Annotated in this window: 17 protein-coding genes and 1 pseudogene; 5 read left to right on the plus strand and 13 right to left on the minus strand. The window is 67.5% G+C overall.

Going from position 1 to position 23,183, the window contains the following annotated elements; translation table 11 throughout:
* The first annotated feature begins 103 nt into the window (after positions 1-103).
* Both EGT67_RS09140 and EGT67_RS09145 read left to right on the plus strand, forming a co-directional pair.
* A complete protein-coding gene (locus tag EGT67_RS09140) occupies positions 104-1,330 on the plus strand; it encodes a thiolase family protein (RefSeq protein ID WP_127915762.1) in 1,227 nt (408 codons plus the stop codon).
* Positions 1,331-3,436 (plus strand): 3-hydroxyacyl-CoA dehydrogenase NAD-binding domain-containing protein, encoded by a 2,106-nt coding sequence (locus EGT67_RS09145; protein ID WP_127915763.1) that lies wholly within the window; start codon positions 1,331-1,333, stop codon positions 3,434-3,436.
* A gap of 192 nt (positions 3,437-3,628) precedes the next feature.
* Here the strand turns inward: EGT67_RS09145 and EGT67_RS09150 are convergent.
* The 3 genes and pseudogenes from EGT67_RS09150 to EGT67_RS09160 form a co-directional block, all read right to left on the minus strand.
* Positions 3,629-5,783, minus strand: a pseudogene (locus EGT67_RS09150) (MMPL family transporter); the annotation flags it as partial.
* 187 nt (positions 5,784-5,970) lie between these two features.
* The gene (locus tag EGT67_RS09155) at positions 5,971-7,422 is read right to left on the minus strand and encodes a lipase family protein (protein WP_241565954.1); all 1,452 of its coding nucleotides are present in this window, start codon (positions 7,420-7,422) and stop codon (positions 5,971-5,973) included.
* Positions 7,422-8,705, minus strand: a complete 1,284-nt coding sequence (locus EGT67_RS09160; RefSeq protein WP_421958110.1) for a hypothetical protein — start codon at positions 8,703-8,705, stop codon at positions 7,422-7,424. The genes EGT67_RS09155 and EGT67_RS09160 overlap by 1 nt, the downstream gene beginning before the upstream one ends.
* A gap of 231 nt (positions 8,706-8,936) precedes the next feature.
* On the opposite strand from EGT67_RS09160, the gene EGT67_RS09165 reads away from it, so the two are divergent.
* On the plus strand, positions 8,937-9,953 hold the full coding sequence (locus EGT67_RS09165) for an iron-siderophore ABC transporter substrate-binding protein (RefSeq protein WP_127915764.1): 1,017 nt from the start codon (positions 8,937-8,939) through the stop codon (positions 9,951-9,953).
* 90 nt (positions 9,954-10,043) lie between these two features.
* On the opposite strand, the gene EGT67_RS09170 is transcribed toward EGT67_RS09165, so the two are convergent.
* The 9 genes from EGT67_RS09170 to EGT67_RS09210 all read right to left on the minus strand — a co-directional run bounded on the left by EGT67_RS09170 (position 10,044) and on the right by EGT67_RS09210 (position 19,000).
* A complete protein-coding gene (locus tag EGT67_RS09170; protein ID WP_127915765.1) occupies positions 10,044-10,742 on the minus strand; it encodes a hypothetical protein in 699 nt (232 codons plus the stop codon).
* Between the two features lie 21 nt (positions 10,743-10,763).
* Positions 10,764-11,060, minus strand: a complete 297-nt coding sequence (locus EGT67_RS09175; RefSeq protein WP_127915766.1) for a hypothetical protein — start codon at positions 11,058-11,060, stop codon at positions 10,764-10,766.
* Between the two features lie 167 nt (positions 11,061-11,227).
* Positions 11,228-11,554, minus strand: a complete 327-nt coding sequence (locus tag EGT67_RS09180; protein WP_127915767.1) for a hypothetical protein — start codon at positions 11,552-11,554, stop codon at positions 11,228-11,230.
* A gap of 45 nt (positions 11,555-11,599) precedes the next feature.
* On the minus strand, positions 11,600-11,956 hold the full coding sequence (locus EGT67_RS09185; RefSeq protein WP_127915768.1) for a hypothetical protein: 357 nt from the start codon (positions 11,954-11,956) through the stop codon (positions 11,600-11,602).
* Positions 11,953-12,369: an Imm50 family immunity protein gene (locus EGT67_RS09190; RefSeq protein ID WP_127915769.1), complete on the minus strand. Its 417-nt coding sequence runs from the start codon at positions 12,367-12,369 to the stop codon at positions 11,953-11,955. The genes EGT67_RS09185 and EGT67_RS09190 overlap by 4 nt, the downstream gene beginning before the upstream one ends.
* A 163-nt stretch (positions 12,370-12,532) precedes the next feature.
* Positions 12,533-12,976 carry a hypothetical protein gene (locus EGT67_RS09195; protein WP_127915770.1) on the minus strand — a complete coding sequence of 148 codons (444 nt, stop codon included), beginning with the start codon at positions 12,974-12,976 and terminating at the stop codon, positions 12,533-12,535.
* Positions 12,973-17,979: a putative T7SS-secreted protein gene (locus EGT67_RS09200; RefSeq protein ID WP_127915771.1), complete on the minus strand. Its 5,007-nt coding sequence runs from the start codon at positions 17,977-17,979 to the stop codon at positions 12,973-12,975. The genes EGT67_RS09195 and EGT67_RS09200 overlap by 4 nt, the downstream gene beginning before the upstream one ends.
* A gap of 38 nt (positions 17,980-18,017) precedes the next feature.
* On the minus strand, positions 18,018-18,635 hold the full coding sequence (locus EGT67_RS09205) for a hypothetical protein (protein WP_127915772.1): 618 nt from the start codon (positions 18,633-18,635) through the stop codon (positions 18,018-18,020).
* On the minus strand, positions 18,632-19,000 hold the full coding sequence (locus EGT67_RS09210; RefSeq protein WP_241565955.1) for an SseB family protein: 369 nt from the start codon (positions 18,998-19,000) through the stop codon (positions 18,632-18,634). Before EGT67_RS09210 ends, EGT67_RS09205 begins: the two co-directional genes overlap by 4 nt.
* 125 nt (positions 19,001-19,125) lie before the next feature.
* On the opposite strand from EGT67_RS09210, the gene EGT67_RS09215 reads away from it, so the two are divergent.
* A complete protein-coding gene (locus tag EGT67_RS09215; protein WP_127915774.1) occupies positions 19,126-20,562 on the plus strand; it encodes a sugar porter family MFS transporter in 1,437 nt (478 codons plus the stop codon).
* 1 nt (position 20,563) lies between these two features.
* Here EGT67_RS09215 and EGT67_RS09220 read toward each other — a convergent pair whose 3' ends face one another.
* The gene (locus EGT67_RS09220) at positions 20,564-21,385 is read right to left on the minus strand and encodes a pentapeptide repeat-containing protein (RefSeq protein WP_241565956.1); all 822 of its coding nucleotides are present in this window, start codon (positions 21,383-21,385) and stop codon (positions 20,564-20,566) included.
* Positions 21,386-21,581: 196 nt separating this feature from the next.
* Here EGT67_RS09220 and EGT67_RS09225 point away from each other — a divergent pair, with 196 nt between their 5' ends.
* Positions 21,582-23,177, plus strand: coding sequence for an oleate hydratase (locus EGT67_RS09225; RefSeq protein WP_127915776.1), 1,596 nt, complete (start codon positions 21,582-21,584; stop codon positions 23,175-23,177).
* Positions 23,178-23,183 lie beyond the last annotated feature (6 nt).

Below are 23,183 nucleotides of genomic sequence, written 5' to 3' on the forward strand. Positions count from 1 at the left end.
CGGCCGCCCCATATGTTACTGGCGGGTAATTAGCGCTACAGTGGTGCCTGTCGGGTCTTGGCACCCGCCGTGACCGCATCTTTCCCGCCAGGAGGAATCCAGCGTGGCTGCTTCCGCTAATCAGAGAAACGTCGTCTTCGTCGACGGCATCCGCACGCCGTTCGGCAAGGCCGGCCCGAAGGGGATCTACGCCGAGACCCGCGCCGACGACCTGGTCGTCAAGGCCATCCGCGAGCTGCTGCGCCGCAACCCCCAGCTCGATCCCGCCAAGGTCGACGAGGTCGCGATCGCCGCGACCACGCAGACCGGCGACCAGGGGCTGACCATCGGCCGCACGTCGGCGATCCTCGCGGGCCTGCCCGAGACGGTCCCCGGCTTCGCGATCGACCGCATGTGCGCCGGCGCGATGACCGCCGTGACCACCACCGCGTCGGGCATCGGCTTCGGCCAGTACGACGTCGTCATCGCCGGCGGCGTCGAGCACATGGGTCGGCACCCGATGGGCCAGGGCGCCGACCCGAACCCGCGCTTCCTGGCCGACCGCCTGGTCGACCCGAGCGCGCTGGTGATGGGCAACACCGCCGAGAACCTGCACGACCGGTTCCCGTCGATCACGAAGGAGCGCACCGACGCCTACGCCGTCGCGTCGCAGAACAAGTACGAGGCCGCCAAGAAGGCCGGCTACATCGCCGACACCCTGGTGCCGGTCGCGACCCGCTCGGAGGCGGGTTGGGGCCTGGCCACCGAGGACGAGCCGCCGCGCCCGGGCACCACGCTCGAGGACCTCGCCAAGCTCAAGACCCCGTTCCGCCCCGCCGGCCGTATCACCGCCGGTAACGCCGCGGGCCTCAACGACGGTGCCACCGCCGCGATCCTCGCCGGTGAGGACACCGCCACCGAGCTGGGCCTGCCGATCGGCATGCGCATGGTCGGCTTCGCCTTCCAGGGCGTCGACCCCGCGGTCATGGGCATCGGCCCGGTCCCGGCCACCGAGAAGCTGCTGGCCCGGACGGGTCTGAAGATCGAGGACATCGGGCTGTTCGAGATCAACGAGGCGTTCGCCGTGCAGGTGCTCGCCTTCCTCGAGCACTTCGGCATCGCCGACGACGACCCCCGGGTCAACCAGTGGGGCGGCGCAATCGCGTGCGGCCACCCGCTCGCGTCGTCGGGCGTGCGCCTCATGACGCAGCTGTCGCGCCAGTTCGCGCAGAACCCGGGCGTCCGCTACGGCCTGACCACGATGTGCATCGGCCTCGGCATGGGCGGAACTGTCATCTGGGAGAACCCCAATCACAAGGACTACGCAGCTCACGAAGCGGGGGCCAAGTAAATGAGCGACATCGCAAACGCTTTCGCCGACGAGGTTGTCACGAACGCCTACACCAAGCTGATCTCGGTTCCCGGGATCGACGGCCCGGTCGCGCTGATCACCCTCGACAACGGCTTCGATCACACCAAGCCGAACTCGTTCGGCCCGCGCGGCCTGCACGCGTTCGACAAGGCCCTCGACGAGGCGTTCGCGGCCAACCCGGCCGCGGTCGCCGTCACCGGCAAGCCGTTCATCTTCGCGGCCGGCGCCGACCTCAAGGGCGTCCCGTCGATCACGTCCCGCGAGCAGGGTGTCGAGCTCGGTCAGCTGGGGCACAAGGTGTTCCGCCGCCTGCGCGAGTCCGAGGTGCCGACGTTCGCGTTCGTGAACGGCGTCGCGCTCGGCGGCGGCCTCGAGGTGGGTCTGCACTGCCACTACCGCACCTACGCGGACAACGTCGGCGCCCTCGGCCTGCCCGAGGCGATGCTGGGCCTGGTACCCGGCTGGGGCGGAACCCAGTTGCTGCCCAACCTGATCGGGCCGTCGAACGCCGTCACTGTCGCGATCGAGAACCCGCTCAACAACGGCAAGGTCGTCAACTCGAAGAAGGCACTCGAGCTCGGCATCGCCGACGTGGTGCTCGGTTCCGCCGACTTCATCGAGCAGTCCCTCGCGTGGGCGGCGAAGGTGATCGCCGGGGACATCACCCCGGCCCGCCCCGAGATCGACCGCGGCGCCGGCTGGGACGAGGCCATCGCCCGCGCCAAGGCGATCATCGAGGGCAAGACCAAGAACAACGCGCCGGGCGCGGTCCGCACGGTCGAGCTGCTCGAGCTGGCCCGCACCACGGACATCTCCGACTCGAAGTCCCTCGACGCCGGTTTCGCCGCCGAGGACGACGCGCTCGCCGACCTGCTGATGACCGACGAGCTGCGTGCCGGCCTGTACGCGTTCGACCTGGTGAACCGGCGGGCCAAGCGGCCGGCCGGCGCACCGGACAAGTCGCTGGCGCGCAAGATCTCCGGCGTCGGCATCGTCGGCGCGGGCCTGATGGCGAGCCAGTTGGCGATGCTGTTCGTCAAGCAGCTCAAGGTGCCGGTGATCCTCACCGACATCGACCAGGAGCGCATCGACAAGGGTGTCGGCTACGTCCACGGCGAGATCGACAAGCTGCTCGCGAAGGGCCGGCTGTCGCCGGACGGCGCGAACCGCCTCAAGGCACTCGTGTCCGGCTCGCTCGACAAGGCCGCGTTCGCGAAGACCGACTTCGTCATCGAGGCCGTCTTCGAGAACATGGACGTCAAGAAGAAGGTGTTCGCCGAGCTCGAGGAGCACATCTCCCCCGAGACCGTGCTGGCCACCAACACCTCGTCGCTGTCGATCACCGAGATGGCCGCGGACCTGAAGCACCCCGAGCGGGTGGTGGGCTTCCACTTCTTCAACCCGGTCGCGGTGCTCCCTCTGCTCGAGGTCATCAAGGGTGGGCAGACGGACGACGCCACGCTCGCAACGGCGTTCGCGACGGCGAAGGCGCTCAAGAAGTCGGCCGTCGGCTCCGCCGACCTGCCCGGCTTCGTCTTCAACCGCCTGCTCATCCGCGCCCTCGGCGAGGTCATGAACGCGGTCGACGAGGGCACCCCGTTCGACGTCGCCGACAACGCGATCGCCGAACTCGGCATGCCGATGACGCCGTTCACGCTGCTCGCGCTCGTCGGACCGGCCATCGCGCTGCACACCGGCGAGACCCTCAACGCCGCCTACCCGGAGCGGTTCAAGCCGTCGCCGGGACTCGAGGCGATCGTCGAGGCCCGCAAGCCCGGCGTGTGGACCTGGACCGACAAGGGCCAGGTCGTCGACCCCGATGTCGCCGCGCTGTGGCAGCAGGGTGACAAGCCGTCGACCTCCGAGGAGGTGCTCGAGCGCACCCGTCGTGCGTTCGCCGAGGAGATCCGGATCATGCTCGAGGAAGGCGTCGTCGCCGCCCCCGAGGACATCGATCTGTGCCTGATCCTGGGTGGTGGCTTCGGCTTCTGGAACGGCGGCATCACGCCGTACCTGGACCGCACCGGCACGTCGGAGGCCGTGAACGGCAAGCCGTTCCTGGCGAAGGGTGTCGCGAGCGTCTGACGCGACCCGCCGATCCGCGAAAAGGAGCGCGCCCCCGGATTTCCGGTGGCGTGCTCCTTTTCGCATCGACGGGTACCGGTCAGGGGATCGCATCCTCGGCTAGCGGCTCCCGTGTACGGGCCACTTCCGACGGGGAGGAATCCGCCGCGTCGACGGCGTCGGGGGCCGCCGGATCGCGCACGTCGTCCACAACCAGTTCGGACTCGAGGACCGGCTCACCGAGCCCGATCTTCTTCTGAATGCGCTTCATCCACGCCGGGGCCCACCAGCAGTCGTCGCCGAGGAGCGTCATCACCGCCGGGACGAGGAACATGCGGATCAGCGTCGCGTCGATGATGAGCGCCGCGATCATGCCGTACGCGATGTACTTCATCATCACCAGATCGGAGAACCCGAACGCGCCGGTGACCACGATCAGGATCAGAGCTGCAGCGGTGATGATGCGACCCGTGTGCGCGGTGCCGACTCGGATGGCCTCCGTCGTACTCGCTCCCCGCGCCCTGGCTTCGACCATGCGGGAGAGCAGGAACACCTCGTAGTCGATCGACAGGCCGTAGATGATCGCGACGATGAGGACGAGCATCGGTGATGTGATCGGCCCGGGGGTGAAATTCAACGCTCCGGCGCCGTGACCGTCGATGAAGATCCAGGTCAGGATGCCGAGCGTCGCGCCGAGTCCCAGCGCGCTCATCAGCACGGCCTTGATCGGCAGCACGAGCGACCCGAACGCCAGGAACATCAACAGGGTCGTCAGGGTCACGACCGTCACCACCATCAGCGGGAGGTTGTCGAGCAGGGCGCTGATGCTGTCCTGTTCGATCGCGGGTGTGCCGCCGACGAGGACCTGCACGCCGTCGGGGATGTCCATCGACCGCAGGTAGTCGATGGTCTCGGCGGAGTCGTTGCGGTCCACCAGGCCCGCCTTGAGGACCTGGACGCCGTTCTTCGCCGGTCCGGTGAGAGAGAACTTCTCGACCAGACCCGGTGCGCCGCTTGCCGCTTTGATGATCTGGCCCACCTGCGTGCCCTCGGCGTCTCGGATCACCAGCTTGACCGGCTCGGTGCGGCTGCCCGGGAACAGTTCGTCGAACTGCTCCTGCGCCACGCGGGTCGGGTTGTCGCTCGGCAGATACTCCTCGTTGATGCCACCGAACTTGATGCCCGTCAGCGGGGTCATCAGCAGCAACAGCCCGATCACGATGGGGATGGTGACCTTGAGCGGGTTGCGCATCACCCAGACCGTCAGCCGGCCCCACATGCCGGCCTCGATCTCGTCCGTGGACTTGATCTGACCGAATCGCCGGAGCCCGAACTTGTCGATCCAGCGGCCCAGGATGCCGAGGATCGCCGGCAGCACCGTCACCGACGCGAACGCCGCCAACAGCACCGTCGCGATCGCGCCGTATGCCATCGACTTCAGGAATCCCTGCGGGAACAACAGCAGCCCGCCGAGACTCGCGACGATCATCGTCGCGGAGAACAGCACCGTCCGGCCGGCCGTCATCACGGTTCGTCGAACGGCCGTGCGGGTGTCGTAGCCGTCGCCCAACTCCTCACGGAAACGACTCACGATGAACAGGCCGTAGTCGATCGCAAGACCCAGACCGATCAACGACACCACCGACTCGACGAACGAGTTGACCTCGGTGAAGTGCGTGAGGACCCGCACGATGCCGGTGGCGCCGACGATGGTCAGGCCGCCGACGATCAGCGGGAGCGCGGCAGCGATGACGCCACCGAACACGAAGAACAGCAGCACCGCGACCGCCGGGATCGCGAGAATCTCCATGCGGTGGATGTCACTCGCGATCGTGTCGTTGATGGCGCTCGCGACCGGCTGCATGCCGGCGAGCTGGACCTCGACGCCGTCGATGTGGAACGCGTCCCGGACCTCCCGGAAGTTGTTGGTGATCGCGGTGTCGTTGTCGCCTCTCAGCGCGATGCTCGCGAGCGCATGCGTGCGGTCCGCCGTCGCGAACGCCGGCAGTCGCGGCGTGTTCGGCACAGGAACGTAGCTGCCGTTGATCTTCGCGACCTGATCCGGATGATCCTGCAGCAGTCGCTGCAGACTGTCGGCGACCTTCGCTTGGAAGGCGGGATCGTCCACCGTCGTCCCGGCGGGAGCGGTGTACATCGCGACGACGTCACCCGTGGCGTCGCGGCCGAACGTGCCGTCCGCAAGCCGCGCCGCCGCTACCGACTCCGAACCGGGATCCTCCAGACCGCTCTGGCTGAGATGGGCACCCAGGCCGGAACCGTAGGCACCCAACGCCAACAGCCCGGCCACCATCACCGCGAGAACGGTGAAACGGGCCCGGTAGACCAGATCTCCCCAGCGAGCGAACACTAGTAACTCCTCAGCGCCCGAGATCGACGCAGACGGTGGACAACCGAGAACTCTCGGTCAGGAACCGAAGATGCGTCCGAAGGCTTCGAGAAATGCAACGGGCCCCAGGGAGAACATGTAGCTGCTCCCGGTGAACATGGCATCGATCACGTCGGTCACCTCCTCCCGTTCTCGTGGCGTGCGCGACTCATTCGGTGAAGTTCCGTTCGATCCAGTCGATGGTCTGCATCCCGAACAGGTCGGTGCCCCACCCGTAGAGGTCGGTGAGCATCCTCACCATGCCGCAGTCACTCGGCGCGTACGTCACGTCGGTTCCCCCGGCCCGATACTTGTCGGCGAGTTCCCGTGAGTCCTTCGCCGGCACAAGGGACATCGGTGAGTCGTCCTTGGCGCACGACGTGATGAGGACCTTCGACTTCGGAGCCTTGGTCCCGAGCAGGTTGTCGTCGTAGACGGGCTGGAAATCGGGGATGTCGGCCGGGCTCTGTCCACCGACGAACAACGTCTCGAGGGGGACGAACGGCGCCGTGAAGTACGCGGGCGTCTGGCACTGCGTTCGATACGCGGCCGCCAGCGCCTTGCCGACGGGGTTCAGCTTCTCGTCGATCCGCATCTGCGGGTACTTCGGCTCCAGGCCGAGCAGCGTGGCGAAGGCGAACCCGGAACCGATCGAACCGTCGGCCGTGCGCATGAAGTTGCGCTGGTTGACCACCATGCCCTCGAGGACGGTGGACCGGACGTTCAACTCCGGGGCGTACTGCGCCTGCGCCTCGGCCGCGAAGCCCGCACCGACGCCGCCCCCCGCGATGCCGAACAGCGAGACCGGGGCGTTTGCATCCAGGCCCGTGCTCGGGGTCGACAGGGCGGCTCGGACCGCGTCGATTTGGGCGTGGCCGGCGTACTTGCCGGCGAAGACGCCGTGCGGGTCCGGATCGGCGTCGTTGCCGACGTCGGAGATGACGACCGCGTAGCCCTTGCCGAACATCAGTGCCAAGGGCCCGAGCGCGGACCACGCGGACCCGTCGAGCGGATTTCGGCCCGTCCACTGGGTGCTCGGATGACAGTAGGCGCCGACGCTGTCGTTGGCCTCCTGGTAGCTGATCACCTTCTTCGCCGACGCGGGTGTGCCGTCGACCGGGATCATCACGATGCCGGTGCTGATCTCGGGGGTGGTCCCGTCGAGGCCGGTCGTCACGTACATCAACTTGTAGGCGTCGATCCGGCCCGGCTTGTAGCCGAGGAACATCACGTCGACCGGCTTGACCTTCAGCACGGTGCCGGGCGTCTCCGTTCCGGTCAACGGTGGTTCGGCGTAGAAGGGATCGCGCGCCGTCAGCGCCTGGAACGCCTCGACTCGCGATGCAGCCGTTCCGGCATCGAGTGCGCCGACGACGAATCCGTTGAACACCTCGTCGAGACGCGGGGTCCGCATGTCGGACTGGCCGTCTCCCGACGACGAGCTGCCGGCCGACGACGGCCCGTCAGCCGACAGCGACCCACCGGCCGATGACGACCCGTCGGCCGATTGGGCGGACGCGCCGACGGGGGCGACCATGATCGCGGCGGTGGCCACCGCCGCGCAGGACAGGACTCGTGTGGCGGCGCGGAGCCGGCGACGAAGCGTCACGCTGGATGCCATCAGGACACCGTCACTCTCGTGTTGAGCAGAGCGGACTGCATGATCTGGGGAACGTTGAGCAGCGGTCGATGCGTTTCGAGCTGCGTGTCGTAGGGCACACGAAGCTCGGATTCCAGTTGCGGCCAGTTGTTCTCGACCATGTTCTTGTACTTCGGCAGCAACTGGGTGGTGATGTAGTCCCACCGCTCCTCGTAGACGGACCAGTTCCATGCCGGCAGCGGGCTGGTGAGGGTGGCGGTGCGGCCGTCGGGCAGGCGCGTGCTGACCTCGATCGGACGGAACGAGCGTGGCGGCAGCACCCCGGCAACCGACGGCGATCCGGCGACGGTGGACAGATACGTGATGGCCCGGCCGACGGTGTCCTTGTAGTTGCGGACGGTGTCCCACTGCTCCCGGATGATGACCCCCTGCTCGCGCTGCAACAGCGCACCGTTGCCCCGCGCCATCCGGTCGGGGTCGTTCGACGCGATATCGCGCCACGCAGCCATGATGTCGTCACCGAAGAGCCCCGCGTGCTGCATCTCCTCGAGGGCGGGGAGCCCGCCGGTGACGTAGGCGCGGTGCATCGGCATCAGGTCGGAGAAGATGTTCTTCTGCATCACCATGATCATTCCGAGGATGAAATGCAGGTCCTCGCTGGTGATTTCGCTGCCGGCCTCGGCCAGCGCGCGCAGCCCGTCGGGGAGCGAGTCGACGATCCCCGGCCCCGCGATGTCGGTGGCGGTCGCGACGACGGCCCGGGCGGACTGCTGGAGTTGCGGGAAGTCGTAGGCGTCGGTCATGAGTTCGAAATCGATCAGCCCGCCGCCGAAGTCGGCTCCGACCATGCCGCCCATTCCCGCCCACTGCAGTTCCCGGCGCTCCAGTTGCAGGTCCTCGTAGAGGCGGTACGACTTGACCAGGTTCTCCCGGTTCACCGCCACCCCGGCACGCGGATCCCATTGGGCCAGATCGATTCCCGCGACGTCGGTGGCCTCCACCAGCCAGTACTGGAACAGCAAAGCCTGGTATTCGTGGGGCGCTGCGCCGCTCGCGCGGGCCTCGTCCAGGATTCGGGTGAGCGTCGCGCGATCGGTGGGCAGCGCCGGATTGACGCCACCCGGGCCGTGCGCGGCATCCCGGTTGATCATCGGTAGGTTCAGATATTGGTCGACGCCCGTCTCGGACGCGACCGCTGGTGTCGTCACCGCTCCCCCGATCGTCATCGCCGTTGCCGCCAGCACCCCCACCACGCCTGCGACGGACGCACGCGAAGTCCAGCGTTTCCCCAATCCAGCACTCATGTCGCCCCCACGGCTCACTCGAAAATGGCCACCCCGACATGCTCGATCTGCAGCGACAATACTTACCGGCCGGTTCGAATCGCCGGGAATCGTCGATACGCCCCGGCACAATCGGCCGGGTTCGCGACAAAGAGGACGAGTGCCCCACCCTGGTGCCCCACGCGGCCTCATTCACCATCGAGACTCGAATAGGTTAGGCTCACCTATCACTCGACCTCGAAGGAGTTCTCAGTGTTCGCTCTCACCACCCGCCGCAAGCTTGTGACGGCCGTCGCCGCCCTCGGCGCGACGGCACTGCTGGCGTCGTGCTCGTCGTCCGACTCGGACGCGTCGGCAGCGTCGTCGTCCGACGGCGCCTTCCCGGTCACGATCGCGAACACGTTCGGGTCCACCACCATCGAGTCGGCGCCCGAACGCCTCGTCACACTGGGCTGGAACGCGCAGGACGTCGTCTACGCGCTCGGCGAGACGCCCGTCGGCATGCCGAAGTACACCTACGGCGCCGAGGCCAACGGCGTGATGCCGTGGCTCCAGGGCAAGTTCGACCCGAGCCAGACCACGCTGCTCGACGCCGCGACGTCCACGCCGGTCGAGGCCATCGCAACCCTCTCGCCGGACGTGGTCCTCGCGCCCTACGAGGGCTTCGACAAGGCCACCTACGATCAGCTGTCCGCCGTCGCCCCGACCGTCGCCTACCCCGACAAGGCGTGGCAGACCACCTGGCAGGACCAGACCACGCTGATCGGCCAGGCGCTGGGCAAGTCCGACGAGGCCACCGAGCTGATCGACGGCATGAACACGATGTTGGCCGACACCGCGGCCGCCCACCCCGAGTACGCGGGCAAGACGTTGTCGGTGATCAACCTCGACACCACGAACGGCCAGGTCAATGTCTACAAGCCAACCGATCCGCGCGTCCAGATCCTCACCCAGCTGGGCTTCGTGAACTCCCCCGGCGTCGAGAAGCTGGCCGCGTCCAGCGACCCCGACAACTTCTTCGTCGACATCTCGTCCGAGCGGATCTCCGAGGTCGACGCCGACGTGGTCGTGGTGTTCGTGTCCGACACGGCCGAGGCCGAGAAGAACCCCGCCTACGCCTCCCTCGGCGCGGTCAAGCGCGGCACCGCGGTGGCCCTGTCCGATACCAAGATCATCGCCGGCCTGAGCCAGACCAGCGTCCTGGCGACCCCGTGGGTAATCGACCAGCTCACCCCCCAGCTGACGGCGGCGGCGAACAAGGTCGTGTAACGCCCCGCTTTCAACCGCCCAGCGGCACACCGTCAACCGATCGCCGGCACCGGATCCGATCCGGGGCCGGCGATCGGCCGTCGGATCGACCTACGGTGCCGTCCCTCCGTCGGACATCCAGCGTTCGACACCCGATTGAATCGCGTCGAGAGCCTGCTCGGCCGCATAGACATCGGTACCGACGACCCGATCGTCGAACGACCCGAACCCCCGAACGAGCATCGCGCCCTCGAGAACGAGCGGACAGAAATGCCGGACCAACGAGTTGCCGTCGGCAGAATCCCGGCGAACCCCTTCGATCAGTTGCTCGAGTTCATCGAGTGCGAATTCCTGGGGCAACAGAAGGCACACGGCTGGGCGGTCCCGACTGACCTCCACGGCCGCACCAAGATTGGCCGTGTCGGTCGTCAACCAGCCACCGAACTGCAGCAGGTCGTCCTCCCGATCCAACTGGAAGTCGTGCCGTTCTCCGGGCGGCAGCACTGCGCCATCCTTCTCCCATCGCTTCCATAGGGATTCACGTCTCATCGTGAGATCACCGAGTCGGTTGAGCGGAGCAAGGGGCTGAGATACCCCGACGAGGACCAGTCGACCCGCCAAAGCACAGGGAGCAGCGTGGCTCAGTGCGTTGGCGGAGACAGCGACCGCGGCGGGAATCGACTGTGATCCCCCTCGACGGACCTCGATACTTACAACACCGATCCGTGGACGGCGCTGAGCAAGATCAGCGAGAGCAGGGACGAATTCGGCCGACTCCCGATTCAGTGAGATTCTCTCGCCAGTAGTCATGATGATCGCCGTTGCTCTCTTCTAGATCTCTGTCGGGTACACCCGAGCACAGCCACCGACCACGCGAATCGACTCTCGTGCGACACCTGCATCGTGCGGGTTCGCGAGTTCGACCATCACGATCCCGGGATGCAGGTCCAGGATCAGGACCCCGTCAGCCGTAGTGTCCACAGCCTTGCCGACGAGCGTGGTTTGCCCGCCGACGGATTCGATCGAGATGGCCTCGTTCGAATCCGTCTCCCGGAGCGCGACAACCGAACCCGGCACCTCCACCTCCACGTCCAGCACCGCCCCGGACGCGATCGGATCGTCACCCATCCAGATGGCCTGGAAGGCACCCCGGGCACTGGATACCTCGATGCGATCGCCTTGGATACCACCGGCTTTCACGGCCACCTGCATCACTGCTCGCCCCTCGAAAGTGCGTCCCGAAGCGGACGCGCGCCCTGTAGATCACCAATTCAAGCCGGCCGATACAGCCACGATCAGGAAATCAACCTGAACAGTCCTTCGCTGTAATACTCGACTTTGGATCCACCCGACACCCCTTCAGCGATCTTGGAGGCGAGGATTCTCCCCTCCCGGTCCAACCGCTGGATCGCAGCCACCGAATCGGGATCGCGCCTGGCCTCGGCGGACAACTGGATGATCGACTGATACCGACCGTTCCAGGCTTCCAGATCCCGAGTAAGAGCATCGGAGACGCCCAGCGAGACGGTACTGGTCGGACCTGACCCGACCACGGTGACGACGGGGTTCATGTAGTCCGCAGAGAGCCTCAGATACATCAACGCACCGGCCTCGACATCCAACTGGGCATCTTCACGGATTCAAAGAAATAGCGGAAGTCACTCTCCCTATGCGAACAGTGCCGACTCCATGATCTCCACGCGATCGCCCAAGACCACCCGAATATCTCCAACCTGGTTTCCCGATCTGAACTCGATCACCATTCCGACATTGCAACCTTCGTCACGGACTCGAAGCGAGATCGCGCCCTCCCGGTAGATCCGAATGCACTCGCCCTCCCGGTCGAGCTTGATCGAGACGGAACGCAGAAGCGGATCCGCCACAAGTTGGAAGGTTGCGCCAAGACCTACCCACGAAATCGAGACACCACCTGGAAGATCGCGGACTTCCTCGACCGCGATCAGCTCGGACGGAATATCCTCCACCCTAGGCAGGTCGAATATCCTGAACACAGCCTCATTCACCGGCCCTCGAGAGGTGTGGCGGACCGTCTGCTGTCGTGATAGGCACTGATCTTGGCCACCCGTATCCAGCGCGCGAGAATCGTGCAGTCCGGAACAGGATTCGACCGAAACCTCAAAAGGTCGTCACCAATACTATCGATCGACAGGTCGGCGATCATGGTGGTCTTCCATTCTCTGATCGACAAACTCTCGACCCCAACGATCGCGAGTTCCACCTGAATTGTATTCACCCAGGTTTTCCACTTCTCCGGCGGATCCTCCGGGAACTCACTCAGATCGAAGCGGACCTCCACGTCGGAACCGTCCCGGCGTAGTCGGAACTCGTGAATTTCCACCCCAGAGAGGGACGGAATCTTGTCACCGTATATTGACCGGATCACCACCGGATTCAGGAGAAGTTCCACCCAGTTCATCCAACGATCCTTCCATCACTGTTCCGGAACTGGTCGATCGCCGGCGGGATGCGGTTCTACCTCAGGAATCGAATTGCGAACAGAATTCGTCGAGATTTCACCGGAACCCCTAATCAATTTCGCCTTACCGCCCGGATTTGCACCAAATGGTCGGCCAAATAGTTCACTCTTCGAGAACTATTATCCACACCCCATACTCCTCAGAGGTAACTCCAATAATCGGGTACCCAGTCAATGCCGCAGCGACAAATTCCGGCTCTCCATCGTGCGGCGCCAATTCTTGCGCCAACTGGAGGTCCCCAGAAATCCGCACACGATACCACGGGTTTTCCAGTGCGCCCGGGCCGGATGTGCTGAGAAGGAAGGACTCGTCAGCATCGAAGAGTCCGCAGCGAGTTGCGACTTCTCTCCAATTCTGATTCACAGAGTCCAGATACCCTTCGGCCGCGTAATCTACAACGAGGTCCGGCTTCACATCACCATCTATCACCGCCTTCCACGCACTGACCGGAAGAATATCTCCGGCCGATGGTGCGCGTCCCAGTATCTCCAACCCGGCGCCATGTATTCTCGTCGCCGATTCGTCAGCCATTGCGTCTCCGATCATTCGACTGGATAGTAGAAGTGATGTCGTCCATCCACAGGACGATACCGCTCATGCGGCGAGGTCGTATCCCATCCGAAGTTGACGGCAGAAGTGCTTGGATCGCCTTTCGGAAGCCCAGCATGGAAGTGCGGCCCCTGCCGCGGGTCGGAAACGTGTTCAACAACTACCCGGGATCCATCGTCAGTTTCAAACTGCATATAGTGCCCCCATCCCCCCGGATCATTCGAGTATCGATAGCCAGGAAGGCCCCTGCGATGCATATCGCCGCCAACCTCCCAACTCGCATCGGGTGGAGTGCCTCTTGGGATTCCAGCTCGGTCAAAGGCGGCGTCCCGCGCAAGCTCCCGATCTGAGAATTCCCGATTGTCGCCGCATGGCTTCAATCCCAGCGGATCCGACCACACCGTCGGGTTGTGCGGGTAGCTGTTCGGGTTCGGCGACGGCGCGAGTCCCAGCGGGTCGATGGTCGCGTAGCGCGCGGTGACGGGGTCGTAGTAGCGGTGCAGGTTGTAGTGCAGGCCGGTCTCGTCGTCGAAGTACTGGCCGGGGAACCGGATCGGGGTGTCGGCCGCGCCGGTCCAGGACGTGCTCCCCCACAACGACATCGCCGACCACCCCGCGACGTCGGCGGTCCCCGGGTCGACCAGTTCGGTCGGCGTGCCGACCAGGTCGGTGACGATCGCGTAGAACTCGGCGTCCACGGAGGCCTGATCCGCCAGGTCCACCGTCGGCACCGAGGCCTGGGTCAGCGGCGCGTGCGTTCCCGGTTGATAGGTCCACCGGGTGACGCGGTCAGACGTGGACTGCTCCACCAACGTCGTTGCATCCCAGGTGAACACGGTCCGTTCCGCCACCGACCCGTCCACGGCGAGACGGGACTTGGCGGTGCGCCGGCCCAGGGCGTCGTAGCTATACCGCCACTGCGTCCCGTCCGGCGTCGACACCTCGACCATCTGGTCGAACGCGTCGTACCGGTACTGCCAGACGTCCGGCTTCCGCGACAGCCTGGTCGTGACCTTGCGGATCAGTCTGCCGGCGTCGTCGTAGTGGAACTGAGTGCGCCCGTCCCGGACCAGCAGCGTTCCACGGTACTCACGCCGACCTGCGTCGTCGGCAATCGCCGTCGCGGTCTGCGTCACGATGTTGCTCAACGCGTCGTACGAGTACCGCTCCACCGCGGTGCCGTCGTCGACCACCGACGTGATGCGGCCCGCCGCATCCAGTTCGAACTGCCGGCGCAGCATTCGGTCGGTGGTCGTCGTCTGCTCGACGAGATAGCCGTCCGGCCGGTAGTCGAACACGTCGGACCGCAGCACCCGCGAAGCGGCGGCCGGGCCGGAATCGAAACTCAAACTCAGCGACGACGCCGGATGCGCCACAGCCTCCTGCATGGTGAGCCGGCCGCGCGAGTCGTGGCGGCGGGTGATCCCCACCTCTCCCGCCCTCCACCCGGTGACCGCGCCGCGCGCGTCGTAGGTGAGACCGATCGAGTGCCCGTCGACCGCCACCGAGGCGACGCGGCCCGCCGCGTTCCAGCGCCACCCGGTGACACCGCCGGTGTGCGAACGGCGCTCGACGCGTCGCCCGAACGGATCGTGGTCGAAGCGCAGTTCGCCCGCTCCGTCGACGGTCTGCCGCGCGAGCTGCCCCGCCGCCGTGTACTCGAACTCGACCGTGTGGACCGGATCCCCGCCGACGCCGCTGACCGCCGACAGCGTCCGTCCGACCAGATCGTGGGTGTAGCGGCGGAACTCGCCGCTGTCGGCGGTGACGTCGAGCAGGCGGCCCAGGATGTCGTGCGAGTGGTGGCGCGTCACGCCGGTCGCGGATGTCACCGTCGCGATGCGACCCGCGGCGTCGTGCGTGTAGGTGGTTCGGGCACCGTTGAAATCGGATTCGGCCACCAGACGCCCGTCCGCGTCGTACTCGTACGACCAGGTCTGGCCCAGCGGGTTGGTGACCGCCGTCAGGCGCCGCTCGGTGTCCCACGCGTACGCGGTGAGCGAGCCGTCCGGGTCGATCCGCGAGGCCACCAGATCGAAGGATCCGTACGTGTACGACGTGACGGCGCCCACGGGATCGGTGTGCCGCAGGAGGTTTCCCTCGCCGTCGTAGTCCCACGACTCGACGGCGACGTCCGGGTGCGTTCGCTCGACGAGCTTCCCGTCGGGCGACCACCGCAGTCGCGTCACCGCGCCCGTCGCGTCGGTCACCGAGGCGGCCCGCCCGAACGCGTCGCGCGTGATCCGCGTCGTCGCTCCCATCGGGTCGGTGACGGCGACGGGCAGCCCGGCGTCGTCACACTCCACGAGGGTGCGGGCGCCGGTCGGCTCGGTGATCGAGGACACCGCCCCGGTCGGGTGGTAGCTGTACTCGGTCCGCGCGCCCCCGGCGTCGGTGACGGCCACCAGGTTGTCCGTGGCATCCCAGTCCTGGCGGACGACCGTGCCGTCGACCTGGTGGACGGCGACCGGCCTGCGCGGCCCGGCGTAGTCGACGGTGACCGAGTGCCCGTCCGGCCGGGTGATCTGCGCGACGTCGCCGTCGGCGGTGTAGCGGTACCGGGTGACGGCCCCGTCCGGACCGGTGACCCGCAGCGGTTCGCGGCGCTCGTTGTAGTCCGTGTGCGTTCGAGAGCCGTTCGGCGACATCAGGTCTCGTTGACGGAGGTCGCTGTCGAACCCGTGCGCGGTCTGCGCCCCGAGCGAGTCGGTGACCACAGTGACCGACCCCGAACCGTCGGCCGTCGGCGCGTAGTCGAAGCGGGCGGACATGATGCCGTCGGTGCCGTTCTGGACCACGACCCGTCCGTCGGCGTCGTACGTGTTGACCATCCGGTTGCCGTTGGCGTCCTGCCACGACAGCATCCGACCCTCGGCGTCGTACGTGTAGCGGGTCGTGCCGCCGAATCCGTTGGTGACCGCGGTGAGGTGCCCACCGTCGTAGCCGAAACGGCGGACCGCGACGGCGCCGCCCGAGTCCGGGTCGATCACCGACAGCGCACCGATCCGCCCGCCGCGGGCGTCGACGAGCACGCGGTAGCCGCCCGAGTGGGACACCTCGACCGGCGCACCGTCCGGGCCGTAGTGGAATCGGATACGGTTGCGGAACCGGTCCGTGATTGCGCTGATGGCGATGTTGCCCAGCGCCGAATCGACCCCGCCGAGTTCGGGTTTGGGGGCGAAGTGCCAGGTGAGCGACCGGTCCGGGTCGTACACCGCGTAGCCGCCGGTCTCGGTCCGCGCGAGCGTCCAGCGCTGCAGCGACTGTCTCGGACGGACGGGTACGCCCATCTCCGGGTGCGGATAGACCACCATCACGCCGTCCTCGGCGAGCAGGGTGACACCGGATTCCTCGACCACGATCCGCATGTCGATCGTCGCCGACCAACTCGGGCCGAACCACCGGCCGAACCCGTAGCTCGAGCGATGACGCCGCCCGAACACGAGCGGCAGCACACCGGGCAGCGTCAGATCGGTTTCCGGCAGCAGGAACTCGCCGGTGGCGGCATCGACCGGGTCCTGGCATTCGGTGACCTGGTTGCTCGTCTGGTCGCTCGCCGGTCCGTTGTCCTCCGCGGTCCGCGCCGCCCCGGCGTCGGATTCGGCGAGATGCTGCGGGTTCGGGTTCTCGCCCTCGGGCGGACGGGTGAAGTCGGGGTCGTGGCCGGCGCCGGTCGGACCCTGGTCGTGCGCGGGGGTGGACTGGTCCGGGCCGCCCGGGTCCGCACCGTGTAGCGACGACGGTGAATCGATGTCCGGCGCATCGATTCTCGGGGCGTCGGCTCCCGGTGCCTCCGCGCGGGGGACCTCGGGCGTCGGGACGTGGCCGGCCGTGTCCGCCACGCGATCGACGGTCCGCAGATCGCTCCCCAGATCAGCAGCGATCTCGACCGCGTGCATGGACGTCCGCGCACCGGCCACTCCGGCGCCGGCGCCACCCGTCGCCGCCGTCAGCAGCGCGTCTCCGGTGAGCGCTCCCGCGAACTCGAACGGGTTGGCCCGTGCGTCGGCGAGGAACGCGTCCACCACGGCCCCCGGATCCGCCGCCGCCACCACGAGGCCGGTCGTCAGGTCGCTCAGTCCTTCGACGTACTCCGCCGGGTGGCTGAGGTTGTACGGGTCGACGGGGTTGACCTGTCGCACGAACTGCACGAGTCCGGTGACGCTGGTGACGAGACCGGAGGTGAAGTTGACGCTGCCGTGCTCGAGCACATCGGTCAGGTCCCCGAAGTTCGCGGCCATCCGCTGCGTGAACGGCGGCTCCTCGGGCGCCGACTCGGTCAGGGCCGCCAACTGACCGGCGATCTGCGACGCGGCGTTGTCGCGCTCGGCCCGGGCGGCACGCAGGGTCTCCACCGCATCGGCGTACATCGCCGTCCACGAATCGACCACGGGGGTCCGCGCACGCTGCTCGCCGCTGAGCGCGTTGTAGGCGGCCTTCGTCGCCCGCTCCTGCTGTTCGGCCTGCTCCCACCGCGCGATCGCGTCGGCCGCGCGCGCCTGCGCCGACTCGATCGTGTTCGCCCACCAGGTCAGTGACTGCGCGGCGGACGCCATCGCATCGGCAGCGTCCTGCCACAGCGCCGGCTGTCTGTCGTAGACGGCCTGGAACGCGTCAGCCGCGTCGCCGGTCCAGCCGGCGGCGTCGACCGTGCGTAGGGAGGTCCCGGTGGACCCGATGTTCGTGCCCAGTTCCGTCAGCGTGGTGACGGCCTCGTTGACCGCACCGGCGTCGCCACGGATCAGTTCCCGCGGATCGGTGGTCTGGCCGAGTTCGAGCTCGTCGACCGCACCCCCGGTGCTGCTCGCAACCCGATCGCCGAGGTCCGTGAGGACGTCGGCAACCCCGTCCGCGCCCAAGCCGCGGGCGACACCCGCCAGGCCGTCGAGACCCGCATCGGCCATCTGGCCGGCCTTTTCCAGCACCCCTTCGGCCGCGTCCTCGACGAACTCACCGACCTTGTCCAGGCCGCCGATGACGTCGTCCCACCCATAGCCCATCAGTTCTCCCCCGCCCCTGCCTCAGCCCTGGCCGTCGGTCAGGTCTGGTCGTTCATGACCGACGCCGCCTGCTCGGCGGCGCCGGTGTGGTACCCGGGCGCAGCGTCCACACCGACGACGTCCGCGACCGCCAGCGACACGTTGGCCAGCGCCTGCGGGCCGACCGCCGCGATCACGTCGTTGTTGGTCCGGATCGTGTCCATCGCCGCGTCGAACGACTCGCCGCTGTAGTCGGGATGGAGCACGTTGTTGACCGGGTTGTCCGCGAAGGTCTCGCCCCACGAACGCTCGCTGATCTCCTCCTCGCTGAGGTGCGGGTTGCCCGCGACGTGCGTCCAGGCGGTCTTGACCATGTCCGAGGCTTGCTGGTCCATCAGGTGATAGCGCCCGGCCTGGAGATCGAGCAGTTCGGCGATCTCGTTCGCCGACCGGACGAGGTGGCGCACACCCCAGGACCACCGCTCCGCGTACTCCTCGAGACTCTTCTGGACGGCCTGCGATCCCGCCTCCATCGGCGACAGCGCCAGCATCGCGAACCCGCGACCGGCTGCGGCCGTCTCACCGATCCCGAGCCCGGACAGCGAATCGATGATCCCGGTGATGCCGGCCGACGCCTGCTGCAGGACGGCGGGATCGACCTCGAGTTCCGCGCTCATGATCTCTCCGGCTCGAGACCGGGCGGAAAGGCCATCGGTCGACTGCCGCCGGCGTCGACGACCACCCCGGTCGGCCGGTCGAAGCTCGGCAGGACATGCTCGACGATCCGCCAGCCGAACAGTGCGTGGTACCGCGCCGCGGTCTGCTCTCCCCGCGCGAGCGTGTGCCGGGCCAACTCGTGCTCGCTGGTGAACACGGGAAGCCAACCGAGCTCGCGGATCTCGCTGCTCCACACACGGTTCTCGGCCGTCAGCGGCACCAACAGCCGTGCCTGCCGGAACGCCTCGAGTAGCGCGTCCGGCTGCCCGAAGCCTTGATAGAAAGCGTCGATCTCCGCAACGAGATCCGCGCAGCCCCCACCCACCGAACTCCCCCTCGTTCCATCCCCCGGAAACGGCGCAATAGTACTACCCGGTCCCATCCCGCCCGAACCGGTGGATTCGGCGTAGCGTCCCGGATGCAGACGTCGTTCCGACAGGAGGGCGCACGATGACCGACACCGACTCCGGCGACCGGCCCGCGACGGCGCAGGCCTCGATCGTCCGGGCCGTGATGTTCTCGGCCGCAGCAGCACTGGGCGGCTTCCTGTTCGGCTACGACACCGCCGTCATCAACGGCGCCGTGAACGCGATCCGCGACCGCTACGACATCGGCGCCGGTGCGACCGGGCTGTCGGTGTCGCTGACGCTGCTCGGTGCCGCCCTCGGAGCGTGGGTCGCGGGCAGCATCGCCGACCGACTCGGCCGGATCCGGGTCATGCAGATCGCGGCGGTGCTCTTCGTCGTCGGCGCCCTGGGTTCGGCGTTCCCGTTCGGCATCGTCGACCTCACCCTGTGGCGCATATTGGGCGGTGTCGCAGTCGGTTTCGCGTCGGTGATCGCGCCCGCCTACATCGCGGAGATCGCGCCTGCGGCCGTCCGCGGCCGGCTCGGGTCGATGTACCAGTTGGCGATCGTGCTCGGCATCGCCGTCTCGCAGTTGATCAACTACGCGATCTCGGCGGCCGCCGGCGGCGGGCGGGGCGAACTGCTCGGCGTCGAGGCCTGGCAGTGGATGCTCGCGATCGAGGCGATTCCCGCGGTGGTCTATCTGGTCATGACGTTCACGATCCCGGAGTCCCCGCGGCACCTGGTGCGGTGCGGCCGCGAGGACGACGCCCGCGCGATCATCGGCGAACTCGAGGGCGGCGACCCGCAGGCCGTGTCGCACCGGATCGAGGAGATCCGCACCTCGCTCGGCGCCGAACGCGCCCGGGTGGGGGTGCGGGCGCTGTTCGCCAAGTCCACCGGAGTCGCCGCGCTGGTCTGGGTCGGCATCGCGCTGGCCGCGCTCCAGCAGTTCGTCGGCATCAACGTGATCTTCTACTACTCGAGCACGCTGTGGCAGGCCGTCGGCTTCGGCGAGGACCGCTCGCTGCTCATCAGCGTCGTCAGCGCCCTGGTCAACATCGTCGGCACGTTCGTCGCGATCGCGGTGATCGACCGCATCGGCCGCAAACCACTGCTGCTGGTCGGCTCGGTCGGCATGGCCGTCTCGCTGGCAACGGCCGCCGTCTGTTTCCATTCGGCAACGATCACCCGCAACGCGGAAGGCGAGTCCGTCGCGACCTTGACCGGCGCGGGCGGCACCGTCGCGCTGATCGCCGCCAACGCCTTCGTCTTCTTCTTCGCGCTGTCGTGGGGGCCGGTGGTCTGGGTGCTCATCAGCGAACTGTTCCCCAACCGGGTCCGGGCCGCCGCCGTCGGCATCGCGACCGCGGCCAACTGGGTGGCGAACTTCCTCGTCTCGGCCACCTTCCCGTCGCTCGCCGACTGGAACCTCTCGCTCACCTACGGCGGCTACGCCCTGATGGCGCTGCTGTCGATCGTCGTGGTCACGCGCTTCGTCACCGAGACCCGCGGCCGCACGCTCGAACAGGCCGGCTGAGCTACGCCCAGTGCGGCGGGCGGGACAACACCGCCGGGAGTCGGGTGCGGCCGTCGCCGCGCGCCGCGTTGACCTGGAACTGGGTGAGGAACAACGCGTCCGACAGATCCGCGCCGCGCACGTCGGCGCCGCGCAGATCGGCGCCGATGAGGTCCGCGGTCCGCAGGTCCGCCCTCCGCAGGTCCGCGCCGATCAACCACGCCCCGCGCAGGTTCGCCCCGCGCAGGTCCTTGCCGGCCAACTTCGCGCCCATCAGGTCCGCACCGCGATGATTGCGTCGACGCCCCGGCACCGCGGCCCGCGCGAGTTCGCTGGTCTCGAGCAGCAGCGCGTTCACCCGCTCCCGGTGCCCGGCGACGTCGAGTCCGGCGAGCACCACGGCGTCGGCGGCCGTGAGCGCGGCGGTCTCCTCGCGCAACCGGGTCAGGTCGTCGTGCAGGCGCGCCGCGGCGCGGATCCGCAGCGACTCGTCGAGGTACCAAAGCAATTCGTGCAGCTGGCGCATCACCGGGAAGACGTCGAACATCGCGCGGGCGGTGTCCGCGGCCCCGCGCCAGTCCCGGCCCGCGAACGTCACCTGTGACACCTTCTGGCCTGCGCCGAAGCAGTCGTACACCGTGCAGCCCGAAAAGCCCCGCTCCCGCAGCTGGGAGTGGATCCCGCAGCGGAAGTCGGCGAGCAGGTTCCGGCACGGCGTCCCGCCGGCCTTGTCGACCGCGAAGTCGCTCGACACCGCGAACGGCAGCGCGACGCAGCACAGGCCGAAACAGTTCGAGCAGTCCGAGACGAGCTCGGACGACACCCGCGTATTCGGCTCCGACACCGAGACCTCCTCATCGTTCGCGACCACCCATCCTGCACGACGGGCACCTGCTGCGGCCAACCATTTCGCCATGATCCGGACCACGCTCGCAAAGCTCTTGCCGGGCAGCGGCACTCGGGATGAACCCGCCAAACCGCCGGCCACCGGTTGACCGCCGCGAACGCCCGGACCGACACTGGTCCTGGGAGGGACCACCATGACCGTCGACCCCAAGCAGGCCCACCTCTGGATCGTCGGCGGCGGCATCGCCGGAATGGCCGTCGCCGCCTTCGCGATCCGCGATGCCGGGGTGCCCGGCGAGAACGTGCACATCCTCGAGGAACTCGACGTCGAAGGCGGCTCGCTCGACGGCGCCCGCTCCCCCGCCGTCACCGACGGCTGGGTCACCCGCGGCGGGCGCATGCTCGAGGAGGAGGCCTACCGGTGCACGTGGAACCTGTTCGAGTCGATCCCGTCGCTCGAGAACCCCGACATCAGCGTCCGCCAGGAGATCCTCGACTTCAATGCCAGGGTCCGGACGAACGACAAGGCGCGACTGATCGATGCACGCCACAACATCATCGACGCGTCCCAGTTGGGTCTCGACCACCGCGACCGGCTCGAGATGATGCGGTTGCTGGGCCTGCCCGAGCACGCCCTCGGGGCCCGGCGGATCGACGAGATGTTCGGTGACCACTTCTTCACCACCAACTTCTGGCAGATGTGGCGCACCACGTTCGCCTTCCAGAAATGGCATTCGGCGGCCGAATTGCGCCGCTACTTCCTGCGATTCGTCCAGGAGTTCCCGCGGATCCACACCCTGTCCGGGGTCCGGCGCACCGTGTACAACCAGTACGACTCGATGGTCGTCCCGCTGCAACGGTGGATGTGGGCCCGCGGTGTCGACGTCCGGTTCGCAACCCGCGTGGTCGACGTCGACTTCGCGCAGGCCGGGCAGCCCCGGCGGGCACGGCGACTGCACGTCGAGGACGCGGACGGACACTCCACGATCGAACTGGGCGAGGACGACTACGCCTTCATCACCCTCGGCTCCATCACCTCCGACTCGACGTACGGCGGCAACGACGACGTGCCCGCCCTGATCCGCGACCGCGTCGACCACGGCTGGTCGCTGTGGGAGGAGATCGCCAGGAAGGCCCCGGACTTCGGGCGGCCCAACACCTTCTACGGCAACATCGACGAGAACAAGTGGGAGTCGTTCACCCTCACGATGCGCGGCGACGGACTGCTGCGCCGCATCACCGAATACACGGGCAACGAACCCGGGACCGGCGCGCTGACCACCTGGTTCGAATCCGGATGGCACCTGTCCACGGTGATCCCCTTCCAACCCCACTTCCCCGCGCAGCCCAAGGGCGTCTACACGCTGTGGGGGTACGGCTTCGACATCGACAACGAAGGCGACTACGTCAAGAAGAAGATGTCCCAGGCCACGGGCAAGGAGATCCTCACCGAACTGATCCACCAGTACGGGTTCGAGGACATGCTCGACGAGGTGCTGGCCACCACCGACGTGACGACGGTGATGATGCCGTACGCGTCGGCCCTGTTCAGCCGCCGCGTCCCCGAGGACCGCCCGAAGGTGGTGCCGGACGGCGCCGAGAACTTCGCGTTCCTCGGACAGTTCACGCACCTGCCCGAGGACGTCGTGTTCACCGTCGAGTACTCGGTGCACGGCGCGATGCACGCGGTCTACACGCTCTTCGGCGTCGACAAGCCGATCCCGCCGATCTACCACGGGCTGCTCGACCCCAAGGTCGGGGTCAAAGCGCTCGAGGCGGCCTTCCGCTAGAAGACC

Source organism: Prescottella agglutinans, assembly GCF_004011865.1.
In the GTDB taxonomy this organism is placed as follows: domain Bacteria; phylum Actinomycetota; class Actinomycetes; order Mycobacteriales; family Mycobacteriaceae; genus Prescottella; species Prescottella agglutinans.

Coding starts and splice junctions, on each gene's coding strand:
- EGT67_RS09205 (WP_127915772.1), bottom strand. CDS start 18,635: ATGAGCGCGGAACTCGAGGTCGATCCCGCCGTCCTGCAGCAGGCGTCG.
- EGT67_RS09155 (WP_241565954.1), bottom strand. CDS start 7,422: ATGGCATCCAGCGTGACGCTTCGTCGCCGGCTCCGCGCCGCCACACGA.
- EGT67_RS09215 (WP_127915774.1), top strand. CDS start 19,126: ATGACCGACACCGACTCCGGCGACCGGCCCGCGACGGCGCAGGCCTCG.
- EGT67_RS09145 (WP_127915763.1), top strand. CDS start 1,331: ATGAGCGACATCGCAAACGCTTTCGCCGACGAGGTTGTCACGAACGCC.
- EGT67_RS09225 (WP_127915776.1), top strand. CDS start 21,582: ATGACCGTCGACCCCAAGCAGGCCCACCTCTGGATCGTCGGCGGCGGC.
- EGT67_RS09200 (WP_127915771.1), bottom strand. CDS start 17,979: ATGGGCTATGGGTGGGACGACGTCATCGGCGGCCTGGACAAGGTCGGT.
- EGT67_RS09190 (WP_127915769.1), bottom strand. CDS start 12,369: ATGAACTGGGTGGAACTTCTCCTGAATCCGGTGGTGATCCGGTCAATA.
- EGT67_RS09175 (WP_127915766.1), bottom strand. CDS start 11,060: ATGGGTGACGATCCGATCGCGTCCGGGGCGGTGCTGGACGTGGAGGTG.
- EGT67_RS09170 (WP_127915765.1), bottom strand. CDS start 10,742: ATGACTACTGGCGAGAGAATCTCACTGAATCGGGAGTCGGCCGAATTC.
- EGT67_RS09160 (WP_421958110.1), bottom strand. CDS start 8,705: ATGAGTGCTGGATTGGGGAAACGCTGGACTTCGCGTGCGTCCGTCGCA.
- EGT67_RS09195 (WP_127915770.1), bottom strand. CDS start 12,976: ATGATCGGAGACGCAATGGCTGACGAATCGGCGACGAGAATACATGGC.